Here is an 11,070-nt window from a genome sequence, read left to right on the forward strand (position 1 = left end):
AGGTGGGGCTTGGGCGGGAGCAGGGCGGGATGGGCCCTGTTACCGGGTTACGGCGGGATCTGCGGGCTGTCGGTCGCGTCGGACTTCATGTTGTTGAGCAGCGCGCGGGCCGTGCCCATCGCCACCAGCGCCTCGTCCAGCTCGCGCAGCGCGCGGCGGGTTTCGGCGGGCCCGGCGTCGGGAAGGATCGCGCTCAGCATGGCGCTTTCGGCCTCGGCCGATTCCTTGATCACGCTGGCCAGATGGACGCCCAGCGCGGCGCGATCGGCAAAGCGGTTGATGCAGGCCAGATCGAGCTGGAGAGCATAGGTCTCGAAGATGGGCGCGCCGATGCCGCCCGCCGCCTGAAAGGCCAGATCGAGCGCGATCGCGTCATCCATGGGGATCTGTTCGCGGCGGCCGGGATGGCCCCATGCGCGGGCCATGCTTTCCGATTTGCCCACCGCGCGGCCGACACCGGCCCATCCGCCTTCTAACTGTCCGGCAATGCGGGCCAGCGCGGCATCGATGGAGCCGGGGGCGCGGTGCAAGGTCATGCCGGGATCCCCCGGCCGGAATGGGTGCCAGCCCCGCCAAGCCGAAACGGTTCGGCCGCGGCGGGCATGCTCAGACCGCCGCGGCCCGCGCAGCTGGCGTGCGCAAAGGGAAGGGTGCCGGCTCCGTGGAGTTTCAGCTCACGGAAGGCCTGCGCGCGCTCGCCTCTTCGCGGCAGACCGACGCCGCCGGCGGGCGCGGTGAGAAGCACTGTAAATGCGGCCGCCGATTGCAGCAGACCGATGACGAGCGCTGCGATAGGCAGGAGGCGCAGGAAAGGAGGGCGCGATCTGGTGCGCGGTGTTGAAGGATTGTGGGCGCAATCCGCCGGGGTGGTCAAGCCCCGGCGGACGCCGCCGCGCGCTACAGGATGGGGGGCGTTCGCGCGGAAGGAGGGTGCCGGCGGGGTCGGGTACAGCGACTCCCGCCGGCCGCTGACATGCCCAAACCGGGAAAGCACGTTCAGCGTATGCGGTTGGCGCCGGTTCATGCGGCACCTGTTTGGTCGGAATTGGCGGTTTCGCCCGATGAATTTGGGACATCACGGGGGTAAATGTCGGGGCGAAGATCGTGGCGGGAAATGCCGGTGGCGGCTTCGACGGCGAGGACGTGAATGGGCGGAAGCGGTTTCTTGTCCTGCATCCACTTCCAAACCGCTGTCGCCGATACCCCGCAAATGCGAGCCATCGCCGCTTGTGTGCCAAGCCGGTCGATTGCTTGTCCCAGAGCTATGAAGGCGGATTGGTGGTGTTCCATGGACTATGGAAATATCAATCAAAGTTGATTCTTGCAACAACTCAAATTGTCTATCTGGCAACAACTTTAGTTGCGATACATTGAGCATGTTCCGGTCTGATCGCCTGCGCTCCTTGATGAAGGAAAAGAAGGTCACGCAAAAAGCGTTGGCCGATGCGATTGGCATTTCTCCTCAGGCAGTTAGCCGTATCGTGAACGGCGAAACATCTGACCCGCGCAAGCTGCCGTTGATTGCTAAAACGGTGGGGGCGTCACCGGAATTCTTGTTGGGGGAAGTCGACGATCCGAATGAGGGTGCTCCGGTTCCGGTTTTGTCCAATCAGGAAATTGCGGTTCTGTCGTTGTTCAACAGCCTCGAGTCGTCCGGCCAAAAAGCCGTGATCGAAATCATGCGCACGATGGCCCAAGCGGCGTTGGCGTCGCCTGCCTCGAACCGACCATCATCAAGAGCAATCAGCGTGAAGCCTGTGATGAAGGCAAAAAGCGCCCAGCCACAGGAGACAGTCCGATGACAGATGAGGCCATGTCAACGGCGGAGGAAAAGGAGCGTTATCTCCAAAATCTTCCGATTTTCCTGCTGTCGATCATGTCACATCAGATGTCGATCAATTCTCAGTTGTTGAGTTTGTTGTTAAGTTCGTCGGCAGGCGAGACAATGAACATCCCCGCGATCCAAAGCTTGTCTCAGGAGATGAAGGCAACCTCCGATCTGGTATTTTCCCATTTCGACAAGACTATCGAGGCGATCCAATGACGGTCGATAACAGGTTGGCAGATCTATTATCGGCCCAGCGGGAAATTGGCGCGACCCAGAACCGTTTGGAACAGATCATCTCGCAATACGGCGGCGGCGGTGGTATGGATGGCGGCATGACCGACGACTGGAAGACCTCCGTCAACACGCAGCTTGAACGGTTGCATGGCGACGTGCGCAATCTGCTGTATGGGTGGGTCGGCGCCGTTGTCTTCGTCCTCGGTGCCCTATCCGTTGGCTATATCAAGCTGGCCGATCAGTCCGCCGACATCAAGACCGAACAGGCCAAGCAGGGTGTTCGCCTTGATAATATAGACAAAAAGCTGGATGAAATCAGCGCGAAGCTTGATCGGCAGAAATAACGACAAGTGGAGGGGGAGGCGCCCGTTCTATGAGATGGCGTGACGGCACTGAGAATTTGCACGGTGAGATGGCAATGCTCAACGCGCGGATCGCGCGGCTTCCCTCAAAAGGATACATGGCCAAGATTGCCATGAGCAGTGTCGCATTCCTGACGGCCGTCATCGTGTTTGCCGACAGGTTCAAGGCGATGATCCACTGATGGGCATCGCGGCGGGCATCGGCAAATGATCTGCCGCGACCGGCTGCGCCGCCTCATGGCTATTCACAGGGTTGCCCAGAAGACGTTGGCGAAGGACCTTGGCATCTCCGTTCAGGCGCTCGCAAGGATTTTGAACGGGGCCCCATTCGATTTTGTAAAGCTGCCTATCCTTGCCCGCCGTTTTCGTGTTTCCCAGGAATATCTGCTTGGCGAAACCGATGATCCCTCGATCAGCGCCGCCGAAGCCGCGATCGACAAGGAAGAGTGGGCGATCCTCGAACTCTACCGCCAGCTGGCCCCCAGCGGCAGGCTGGCCGTCGCGGAAATCATGCGCACCATGGCGCAGGCCGGAAAGACCGGCCTTTCACGCCTTCAGGAGCGCAAACCTGAACCATTTGCGGGGCCGGGCATCCGCCATGGTCTGACGGGATACGGCGCGCGGGGATAGCCTGCAGGGCTTGGCATTGTGGGGGCAATCGGGGTGAGTGATCGAGATCATGACGGCAGGCGCCGACCTATGCCGCTGTGGCTTAAGTGGATTTGGCGGCTGTTTATCGCCTTCGCAGTGATCTTCGCCCTGATCGTGGCCGTTGGTCTGTGGTCGGCGTCTCAAAAGCCGAAATTGTCGGCACAAGAGATCGCGGAAGGACGCGGTTGTCTGGACGATAAGGGCAGTATCCCAGACATGGAGGCCAAAGTGCGGGCGCAGTTTGCCGACCCCGATGGCTTCCGGGGCGATGGGGCTGTTGAGCTGCTGCGAGGCGAGGCGAACGATCCGGCCATTCCGAAGGACACCAGTCTGGCGCTGATGCGGGTCGCCGGGAAGAACAGGTTTGGCGGGCTGTCGTTCTTCTCCGCCTCTGGCGTGCTGCACATCAAAGATTGCACTGTGACAATGTATGAAGTGAAGGAAGAGCAGTGACCCAAAATAAGGGAAAAGGGATTGCGGCTGCGGTGGCAGCCGAAGAGGCGGAAGGCGGGGAGTCTAAACCGGTTTGTGGCATTATCATGCCTATTTCTGCCATGCCGCCTAAGTATGACACAACACATTGGAATGATGTCCGAAGGGTCATTAACAAAGCTGCTGAAGATGCGGGGATGCGCCCTCAGATTGTAAGCGACGATTTTGAGTCTGATGTCATTCAAAGTCGCATCATCAGGAACTTGTATTATAATCCCGTAGTGGTTTGCGACGTATCTGGTTTAAATCCTAATGTAATGTTTGAACTTGGAATAAGGATTACGTTCAAAAAGCCAGTTGTTATAATAACTGATGACGTGGGTAACATTCCGTTTGATACAAGGGTTATCGAGCATCTTCACTATCCGTCAGGTTTGCATATTCATGAGACAAATCAATTCATCGAAAAGCTGACGATAAAGATCAAGAATTTGCACGAAAGCTTCAAACAGAAGACATTTAAATCTTTCATTGAAGATTTTGGAACGTTTGAAATTCTGGAGCCAAAACAACAAGTCGTAGGCTTCGAGAAGCTTATTCTTGATCGCCTAGCTTCTTTGGAGAGCGTCGTGCGCAGCGGAGCTAATCGAGCGTCGATAGCGCGGAACCTTATGGAGCCTCGTCATCCGAATGCTGATCCGTCAGGAAAACTGGAGCGGGTTAGCTTTCGTCTGAATAATCCTTCGGACGGAAATTCTTTATCAAGATTTACGGAATACTTGAAGGGTATGCCATGGGTCGAAAATGCTGGCCTGCTTTCAGATGGAAGTGTGCGCTATAGCAATTTCTTTGTAGTAGATTTTAACACAAATATTATTTCGAGAGATGAACTAATTTCAAGAGTTTTTAGTCATGCACCGGAGGAGATAAGGAAAATTATTTTTAGTTCGGAAGTTTCGTGATGAATTCCATTTGTCTATAATTATTGGATGGGTCGTTCGAAGGTTTCGGGTTGTTCATGGTTCGCTGGCTGAGGTTAGCTCAGCCAGCCGCCCACCCTTAAATCGCGTATTCCCTGTGCCATTGATCGGTCTATGGATCCTGATGGGGGCGGCCGCATAGTTCGGCCTTCAGGAGGCGATATGGCCAACAAGCTGTTCTTCCGCGATCAGACCGGCAAGCAATACGAAATCGGGATCGAGCATAGCAACGCCTTGGGCCATTGGTATCTGGCCGTCGAATGGATGACCGGTTCGGTAAGGCGGACCGAGATCCTGGCGCCGCGGTACCCGACCCAACTGGGCGCCCGCGCGGCGGCGCGGCGGTATGCGGAGTTTCATGGGTGGACCGCAAGGGACGGATAAACAGGCGAAATATTTCTGCTGCAACTGGGGTAATAATACCTTTCCTACATATAACCTAAATGGTTATACGATGTCCGGTGAGTAGGGGGCATGTATGGCGTCGCAAACATTTACAGTGCTGTTGGGAAACCAAACTGCATTCCAAATTCTTCCCGGAGGTTGCGTGATTGCACCGGGTATAAAAAAAGAGCGCGCCGAACTGATCGACGCGCTCCGGTTTGCACTTGGGTTTTTAGGCAGCGATGTCGGCCGTCCGCCACGGGATCGCGTGGAAGGGGACGGTACTCATGAACCGCACCAGGTCGGTCCGACCATAATACCGGTGGCGATTGGCTCCGAGCAAAATGGTCGGACAGCCGAGATACCGACTCCAATAGGCAACGGTCCCGTTACGTTCGCTCACGTCGTCGACCGCGCTATCCTTAACCACGACGACGCCGAAGGTGATTCCCTGTTCACGAATACGAGCAAATTGAACTTTTGACATGTTTTCAATGGCCTTAATGGGGCCTTGAAAAACTGTTGACGGTTCCGTCACTAGGATTTAGAACATTCTGCGTGATCACAACGGTAAGCAGTTTTCCAAGGCTGTTTGCATTTCATTCAGACCGGCGGGGGTGCAACCCCGTCGGTCTTTTTGCGTTTTATCCGAATCGGATGCGTGTAGGCAAGGGTCTTTTTCGAAAATTTGGCGCTAGAACGTGGATAACGCTGTTGAATGGTACAGTGCGGACTCCGCTTAACGCGCTCCGGAGGCCGTTTAAACGGCTCTAGCGGCTAGTTCCTAATTTGTGCTGCTCTGAAAATAGCACTAGGCCAGCGTTACAATGTGCTTAAAAATTAGGCACTCCTGCGCTATGCACCACTTATGTCCACAATGGCAGGAAGCATAGAAGGCAAATCGCGGCGGCTGCGCCCGGCTATGGTGTCCCTGCGGCTGCAGGTCCTCGACTTCGTTCACGACTATATCGCCCGGTGGCGCCACAGCCCAAGCCTGGGCGAAATCGCGGCGGCCGTGGGGGTGCGCCGGCAATATGCCCACCAGATTGTCGGCAACCTCACGGCCAGCGGATTGCTGATCAAGATCCCCGGCCCGCGCGGTCTGCGCCTCCCGCAACAGCGGGACGAAGCGGTACAGTTGCTGCGGTCACTTGGGTGGAGCGTTGACGACCGCGCGCATGAGGCGACAAATCGCAGACTGATGGAAGGCCCTGCCATTGATTACGCTCCCACTTTGGCAGGCAGGCGCGGGAATTCAAGCAATGGCGATTATGAGCGAGGCGGAATCAGGCGGATCAGTGGAGGCTGGCAAGGGTAAAAAGCGCCGTCCTCCGACGCCGCTGCAACTGGCCGCCAAAAATCAGCTTGAACAGATGGGCGATCTGAAGGCGCGTTTGCTCAATCCGGTCCTCTCCAAACTGTCCGACGTTGATGACCAGGCAAAGGGCCGTAAGCACAAGCGCGGCAAGGCCTTTCCAAAGGCTCCAAAGACCTCCCCTCTGCAGCGGGCGGCGCAGGACCGGCGCCGGTGCATCGATTCGGCCTATTCTGTGCTCCACGCAGGCAGGGCCAACGAAGAGCGTGAACTGGCAGCCCAGCACTCACGCGCGCGCGGATTGTACGGCCACCGGCGTAACGGGACGGTGGAAACGCATCAGGCCGCAGCGACTATGCGTCAGGGAGCACTGGCGCGCCTCCACCGGTCTGGCGCGATCAGCAATGACCAGTTGGGTTGGGCGCTGGAAATTCAGGCGGAGCATGAGCGCATCGATGCCGATGTGACGGTGCGGAGCGCCAGCCTGGAAACCCGCGTGGATCTGAGCGTTTGCCCAGACGCAGCCTTTTTCGAGAGCCTCGGCCGGGTCCGGCGTGCGATGGCCTATTCACGCTGGCGCCGCGAATTGCCCACGGTCTGTGCGGACTGCTTGACCGGCGCGCAGCATGTGCTGGCCATGGTCGTCGATGATCTTGGCGTGACATGGGCCGCGCGTCGATTGCGAATGAGCGTGCGGCGGACGCGCAAGGTTCTGCTCGATGCGCTGGATATGTGGCCGGGAATTCTCGAGGAGGTCAGAGGGCAGGTCGATGAGAAGGATCTGTTGCTGGCACATCGGCGGATTGGGGTTTATTGATCCGCATTCGGCGGAGACTGGCGGCGTTGGCGTGCCGGCCTGTAAATGAGGCAATCTTGTGGGTAGGGCCTATTAGCAAATAGAAGCGGCAATTGGTCATGACGAACGTTTGGTTTGGGCAAGAGCGGTCGGTCTGCAACGCGCTATCTTGAGGCGTATCGATCCTGTGCAGTTCGCACCAGTTGCTGTAAAGAGGTAATGGAATGAAGTAATGACTGCGCCTCCCTCCTCGGATATGTATTTGCCCGGGTGTCTGAGTAATAACATCCGACTCAGGGGGCAATATGGCGGATTATTTCGAGATCGACTTCCACGACGTGGAGACGGCGAAGAGTGGCGACGCAATCGCGCTTAGATATGAGGTTAACGGGGTCACAAGGGTACATGTGGTCGATGGAGGGTATCTCGACACAGGGGAGACGGTTCTAGAAACCGTCAGGACGCATTACGGAACGCCTGATCGGATCGATGCGGTGATCGTCACACATAGCGATGGTGATCACGCGGCAGGACTCCGCGCGGTACTTGAGGGCTACGAGGTGGGTGGCCTTTGGATGTTGCGTCCTTGGCTTTACGCTGAAGAATTGCTGTCACGGTTCGAGACCTACAACTCGGTTGATCGCTTGCGATCCCGCCTACGGGCGGTTTATCCGCATCTGGTTGAATTAGAGACCATCGCCGATAGACGTGGCATCCCAATTTACGATCCCTTCCAAGGCGCTGCTATTGGCGAGTTTCACGTGCTCGCTCCGTCCCGTACGCGCTACCTTGATCTCGTTGTTAGATCCGAGAAAACGCCGGAGGGCACCGAACCAGAGCCGCAGGGCATCGTTGAAGCTGTCGGGACCGTTATGAGAAAGATCGCCAATCTGGTACGGGCCGCATGGGGCGCTGAGACATTCCCACCGGAAGGGACCAGCGCCGAAAACGAGATGAGCGTGGTGCAATATGCCAACCTATGTGGTCTACGCATTCTTCTGACGGGCGATGCTGGCCGGGAAGCGCTTCGCGAGGCGATCGATTATGCGCCGATGAAAGGGCTGAAACTGCCTGGCCTTGATCGGATCCAGGTGCCGCACCATGGTTCACGTCGCAATGTTGATACCGACATTCTGGACGCTCTGCTTGGTCCTAAACTCGCTTCGCAACCAGTTGAAGGCGCAGAGAGTTTTACGGCGATAGTAAGTTCTGCCAAGGCGGACGAGGACCATCCCCGCAAGTCGGTCGTGCGAGCCTTCATGCATCGGGGCGCCAAGGTCATCACCACGGAGAATGGCACTATCGCGACTTGGCATAATGCTCCTATTCGTCCAGGCTGGACCGGAGTGCCCGGGCTACCGTATCCGAACGAGGAGGAGGCCTGAATGGGGGGGCAGGACATAAGCCAAGGCGTAGCATGGATCCGCGAACTCGGCCGGTTGATGCCGCTCGACCGCTACGAGGCGGCCGCACGGCTTGCTCCTGCCATGCTTGCCACGGCTCCTGTGTCTGTGTCCCTTGTTCTGCTTTTTCCTCGAGCGTGGAAACTGCTCAGCGGTGCGGCCGCGTCGATGGCGGTCTCAACAGCGATCATCCTCCTCCTTATGCATTTCGGTCGAGCCAGCGGAAGAGCGGTGCAGCAGCGGATAGTTGAACGCGATGGTGGCCTAGCCTCGACGGTTGCTTTGCGCCACCGGGACGCTCACCTCTCTATTGCCACGAAAGCACGTTATCATGCGGCTCTGCGCGGTCTCGGCTTAGAATTGCCGACGCCGGAGGAGGAGGCTCTTGATCCGCGCCATGCCGACGATCTCTACCGGTCTGCGGTAGATTGGCTTCGAGAGCGAACACGGGATGAAAAGCAATTTCGCTTGTTACAGTCTGAAAACCGGTCCTATGGCTTTCGACGAAACCTGTTAGGCCTCAAGCCAGCTGGGCTAGTCTTAAACGTGTTATGCTTTGGTGCGGTTAGCTCCAACCTTTGGCTGATGTCTGACCTGGAAGATGATCGCCGAATTGCAGCGATCATCTTGGTGCTATTGCTCGCGGGGGCGACCATCGCATGGCTGTTTGTAGTGACCGAGGCATTTGTAATGGATGCCTCATGGGCATATACCGACAGGCTGCTGGCATGTTCGGAAGTGATCCCTCGTAAGCCAAGACGTACGAAAACAACGACAACCTGACGCTATGCCGAATTCTCCGGTTATTATTTCCCGTTTCTTGGATTTTGTAGAGTACGCATATTAGTTTCATCCAAATGCTTCAGGTCAGACCGGTTTTCAAAGTTCATCGCGATGTCGCACATAGAGTGGATTGGGACCAACGTTAGCAAAGTTCGCCATTATGCGGCTCGATCAAGGTTCGGCTGGGTTGTTCAGCGCGGCGGCTGTTGCTCTCCCGCAACGATTGAAACCGTCGCCCGCGTCACCCTGCATGCCTATAGGGGAAGGGCCAACTGAGGCTGACCGCTTCAGCCGGAGCTGCCGCTCAGGGGCCGGACTCGGATGATGGTGTAATACAAATCCCTGCCTTTCCGGTTCAACTCACAGGCGTGAAACAAGGCCTTATCATGACCCACGGATCGGAACTGGGAATGCTGTCGCCGAGCCGTGGGAATGTCCCAAACTTATATGTTCCAGTGCTGGCGCTTGCGGACAAAAACCGGACATCCAAATCGGTCACGTAACTGGCAAATCAACAGCAGCACGAAATGCATCCGGGACCCGCCCACCGACAGGTTGGCGGGTTTGTTGTTTCTGGAGCGTGGCATGTGAAAACCCCATCCAAAACGATGCCCGGCGTAGCGGTGGCGCAGCAGCTTTCGCCGCTCAGCCATGACCTCGATCAGCTGCTCTGCGATCTGGGCGCGGGCGTGCGCAGCGCCGAACATTTCAATGAGCTGGAAGAGCGCGGCGCCAAGATCGCATCCGGAATTCGTCAGGCATTCCGCCGCAAATGGGATCGGACATGATTGACCTCAACGTCTTGCGTCAGTTCGCCAGCGATGGTCCGGGCGAGGAACGCGTGCCCATCACGCGCAACGCCCTTCGCCAGATCGTTCGCGAGATCGATGCCGGCCGCGCAGCGCTGGCCGTCCTGGACTTCGCCCAGAACCGGCGTGAGGATGCAGCGCTTCGCTCGGGATTTGCAGCGGCAATTGACGTGGGCGATCCTGCCTGATGCTCTCGATCGACTTTCGCGCAGATCTGTCGGGCATGCAGCGCGCGCTTTTCGCCTTGGGTGCAGACCAGGTGCCGTTCGCTTCGGCATTGGCGCTGACTTCGCTGGCACGCGGTGTGGCCGATCTTGAGCGGGATGAAGTGAAGGCGACGTTTGAGAGCCCGACCGAATTTACACAGGATGGATTTGCGGTTCGAAGTGCTACGAAGCGAAATCTTGTGGCTTTCGTAGCGGCACGGAAGATCGCGGCGACCTACCTGCTGCCCTATGTTGAGGGTGGAAACCGGTCGCTCATTAGCCGGAAGGGTGTGAAAAAGGGCATGATCGTGCCCAAGAATATTGCCGTTGACGGCCATGGCAATCTTCCGGTCGGCACCTTGCGCAGCTTGAAACGCCGTCGTGATGTTTTTGTGGGCGGTGTCCGGGATAAACACGGCAACATTGTTAACGGGTTTTGGCAAAGGACGGGCCAAGGTCCTATGATGCCGACACATGGCAAGGGCGGTAAACGGAAGAAGATCAGCCAACCTCGCGGTGGTCTAAAACTATTGATCCGCTTCGAGGATACTACGCCAGCGCCAGAGCATTTTCCGTTTTACGAAGCTGCGCGAGCCTATGTGAGCGCCAATGCCAAGCGTGAGTTCGATGCGGCGTTCCGCAGGGCGCTGGCGTCAAGTAAGGGGTAATGACCATGAAGCATTTGACCTTCCGTGTAAAAGCCGCCGCCGCCATCATCGTCGACGCGGTGGTCAATCCATTCGGCTTCGAGGTGTATGCCCTTGTCGACACTAGCCTGCCTGGCCTCAGCTCCTTCTCTATCGTCCGTCGGCCGGCCGGGGTCCCCCGCACCCGTCGCCTCAAGCCTCGACCCTGACCCCTCCCCCCCCGGGGGGGCTTTGGGTCCT

19 protein-coding genes are annotated in these 11,070 nt (G+C 57.5%); 17 read left to right on the forward strand and 2 right to left on the reverse strand.

Features of this window, described 5'->3' with window-relative positions; genetic code table 11:
* Positions 1-47 precede the first annotated feature (47 nt).
* Positions 48-536 carry a hypothetical protein gene (locus tag PQ457_RS06660; RefSeq protein WP_273618948.1) on the reverse strand — a complete coding sequence of 163 codons (489 nt, stop codon included), beginning with the start codon at positions 534-536 and terminating at the stop codon, positions 48-50.
* A 484-nt stretch (positions 537-1,020) separates the two neighbouring features.
* Positions 1,021-1,290, reverse strand: coding sequence for a transcriptional regulator (locus tag PQ457_RS06665; RefSeq protein WP_273618949.1), 270 nt, complete (start codon positions 1,288-1,290; stop codon positions 1,021-1,023).
* Positions 1,291-1,406: 116 nt separating this feature from the next.
* Between PQ457_RS06665 and PQ457_RS06670 the strand changes: the two genes are divergently transcribed.
* The 17 genes from PQ457_RS06670 to PQ457_RS06750 all read left to right on the forward strand — a co-directional run bounded on the left by PQ457_RS06670 (position 1,407) and on the right by PQ457_RS06750 (position 11,039).
* Positions 1,407-1,802: a helix-turn-helix domain-containing protein gene (locus PQ457_RS06670; protein ID WP_273618950.1), complete on the forward strand. Its 396-nt coding sequence runs from the start codon at positions 1,407-1,409 to the stop codon at positions 1,800-1,802.
* Positions 1,799-2,044 carry a hypothetical protein gene (locus tag PQ457_RS06675; RefSeq protein ID WP_273618951.1) on the forward strand — a complete coding sequence of 82 codons (246 nt, stop codon included), beginning with the start codon at positions 1,799-1,801 and terminating at the stop codon, positions 2,042-2,044. Before PQ457_RS06670 ends, PQ457_RS06675 begins: the two co-directional genes overlap by 4 nt.
* Positions 2,041-2,406 (forward strand): hypothetical protein, encoded by a 366-nt coding sequence (locus PQ457_RS06680; RefSeq protein WP_273618952.1) that lies wholly within the window; start codon positions 2,041-2,043, stop codon positions 2,404-2,406. The genes PQ457_RS06675 and PQ457_RS06680 overlap by 4 nt, the downstream gene beginning before the upstream one ends.
* 29 nt (positions 2,407-2,435) lie before the next feature.
* A complete protein-coding gene (locus PQ457_RS06685) occupies positions 2,436-2,606 on the forward strand; it encodes a hypothetical protein (RefSeq protein ID WP_273618953.1) in 171 nt (56 codons plus the stop codon).
* A gap of 25 nt (positions 2,607-2,631) precedes the next feature.
* The gene (locus PQ457_RS06690) at positions 2,632-3,054 is read left to right on the forward strand and encodes a helix-turn-helix domain-containing protein (RefSeq protein WP_273618954.1); all 423 of its coding nucleotides are present in this window, start codon (positions 2,632-2,634) and stop codon (positions 3,052-3,054) included.
* 69 nt (positions 3,055-3,123) lie between these two features.
* A complete protein-coding gene (locus PQ457_RS06695; RefSeq protein ID WP_273618955.1) occupies positions 3,124-3,528 on the forward strand; it encodes a hypothetical protein in 405 nt (134 codons plus the stop codon).
* Entirely contained in the window at positions 3,525-4,469 is a 945-nt protein-coding gene (locus PQ457_RS06700) for a hypothetical protein (RefSeq protein ID WP_273618956.1), read from the forward strand. Before PQ457_RS06695 ends, PQ457_RS06700 begins: the two co-directional genes overlap by 4 nt.
* Positions 4,470-4,649: 180 nt before the next feature.
* Positions 4,650-4,871: a hypothetical protein gene (locus tag PQ457_RS06705; RefSeq protein ID WP_273618957.1), complete on the forward strand. Its 222-nt coding sequence runs from the start codon at positions 4,650-4,652 to the stop codon at positions 4,869-4,871.
* A 94-nt stretch (positions 4,872-4,965) separates the two neighbouring features.
* Positions 4,966-5,355, forward strand: a complete 390-nt coding sequence (locus PQ457_RS06710) for a hypothetical protein (protein ID WP_273618958.1) — start codon at positions 4,966-4,968, stop codon at positions 5,353-5,355.
* 384 nt (positions 5,356-5,739) lie between these two features.
* The gene (locus PQ457_RS06715) at positions 5,740-6,189 is read left to right on the forward strand and encodes a LexA family protein (protein WP_273618959.1); all 450 of its coding nucleotides are present in this window, start codon (positions 5,740-5,742) and stop codon (positions 6,187-6,189) included.
* Positions 6,143-7,003, forward strand: a complete 861-nt coding sequence (locus PQ457_RS06720; RefSeq protein WP_273618960.1) for a hypothetical protein — start codon at positions 6,143-6,145, stop codon at positions 7,001-7,003. The genes PQ457_RS06715 and PQ457_RS06720 overlap by 47 nt, the downstream gene beginning before the upstream one ends.
* Before the next feature lie 284 nt (positions 7,004-7,287).
* Positions 7,288-8,367 carry a ComEC/Rec2 family competence protein gene (locus PQ457_RS06725; RefSeq protein ID WP_273618961.1) on the forward strand — a complete coding sequence of 360 codons (1,080 nt, stop codon included), beginning with the start codon at positions 7,288-7,290 and terminating at the stop codon, positions 8,365-8,367.
* Complete coding sequence (locus PQ457_RS06730) at positions 8,368-9,168, forward strand: hypothetical protein (RefSeq protein ID WP_273618962.1); 801 nt, start codon at positions 8,368-8,370, stop codon at positions 9,166-9,168. It abuts the gene before it with no gap.
* 587 nt (positions 9,169-9,755) lie between these two features.
* A complete protein-coding gene (locus tag PQ457_RS06735; protein ID WP_273618963.1) occupies positions 9,756-9,956 on the forward strand; it encodes a hypothetical protein in 201 nt (66 codons plus the stop codon).
* Positions 9,953-10,165, forward strand: a complete 213-nt coding sequence (locus PQ457_RS06740) for a hypothetical protein (protein WP_273618964.1) — start codon at positions 9,953-9,955, stop codon at positions 10,163-10,165. Before PQ457_RS06735 ends, PQ457_RS06740 begins: the two co-directional genes overlap by 4 nt.
* Entirely contained in the window at positions 10,165-10,851 is a 687-nt protein-coding gene (locus PQ457_RS06745; protein WP_273618965.1) for a hypothetical protein, read from the forward strand. Before PQ457_RS06740 ends, PQ457_RS06745 begins: the two co-directional genes overlap by 1 nt.
* Positions 10,852-10,856: 5 nt before the next feature.
* A complete protein-coding gene (locus PQ457_RS06750) occupies positions 10,857-11,039 on the forward strand; it encodes a hypothetical protein (RefSeq protein ID WP_273618966.1) in 183 nt (60 codons plus the stop codon).
* Positions 11,040-11,070 lie beyond the last annotated feature (31 nt).

This window comes from Novosphingobium humi (assembly GCF_028607105.1).
GTDB lineage: Bacteria > Pseudomonadota > Alphaproteobacteria > Sphingomonadales > Sphingomonadaceae > Novosphingobium > Novosphingobium humi.

Coding starts and splice junctions, on each gene's coding strand:
- PQ457_RS06695 (WP_273618955.1), top strand. CDS start 3,124: ATGCCGCTGTGGCTTAAGTGGATTTGGCGGCTGTTTATCGCCTTCGCA.
- PQ457_RS06675 (WP_273618951.1), top strand. CDS start 1,799: ATGACAGATGAGGCCATGTCAACGGCGGAGGAAAAGGAGCGTTATCTC.
- PQ457_RS06715 (WP_273618959.1), top strand. CDS start 5,740: ATGTCCACAATGGCAGGAAGCATAGAAGGCAAATCGCGGCGGCTGCGC.
- PQ457_RS06720 (WP_273618960.1), top strand. CDS start 6,143: ATGAGCGAGGCGGAATCAGGCGGATCAGTGGAGGCTGGCAAGGGTAAA.
- PQ457_RS06740 (WP_273618964.1), top strand. CDS start 9,953: ATGATTGACCTCAACGTCTTGCGTCAGTTCGCCAGCGATGGTCCGGGC.
- PQ457_RS06730 (WP_273618962.1), top strand. CDS start 8,368: ATGGGGGGGCAGGACATAAGCCAAGGCGTAGCATGGATCCGCGAACTC.
- PQ457_RS06670 (WP_273618950.1), top strand. CDS start 1,407: ATGAAGGAAAAGAAGGTCACGCAAAAAGCGTTGGCCGATGCGATTGGC.
- PQ457_RS06725 (WP_273618961.1), top strand. CDS start 7,288: ATGGCGGATTATTTCGAGATCGACTTCCACGACGTGGAGACGGCGAAG.
- PQ457_RS06690 (WP_273618954.1), top strand. CDS start 2,632: ATGATCTGCCGCGACCGGCTGCGCCGCCTCATGGCTATTCACAGGGTT.
- PQ457_RS06705 (WP_273618957.1), top strand. CDS start 4,650: ATGGCCAACAAGCTGTTCTTCCGCGATCAGACCGGCAAGCAATACGAA.
- PQ457_RS06685 (WP_273618953.1), top strand. CDS start 2,436: ATGAGATGGCGTGACGGCACTGAGAATTTGCACGGTGAGATGGCAATG.
- PQ457_RS06665 (WP_273618949.1), bottom strand. CDS start 1,290: ATGGAACACCACCAATCCGCCTTCATAGCTCTGGGACAAGCAATCGAC.
- PQ457_RS06750 (WP_273618966.1), top strand. CDS start 10,857: ATGAAGCATTTGACCTTCCGTGTAAAAGCCGCCGCCGCCATCATCGTC.
- PQ457_RS06660 (WP_273618948.1), bottom strand. CDS start 536: ATGACCTTGCACCGCGCCCCCGGCTCCATCGATGCCGCGCTGGCCCGC.
- PQ457_RS06680 (WP_273618952.1), top strand. CDS start 2,041: ATGACGGTCGATAACAGGTTGGCAGATCTATTATCGGCCCAGCGGGAA.
- PQ457_RS06710 (WP_273618958.1), top strand. CDS start 4,966: ATGGCGTCGCAAACATTTACAGTGCTGTTGGGAAACCAAACTGCATTC.
- PQ457_RS06745 (WP_273618965.1), top strand. CDS start 10,165: ATGCTCTCGATCGACTTTCGCGCAGATCTGTCGGGCATGCAGCGCGCG.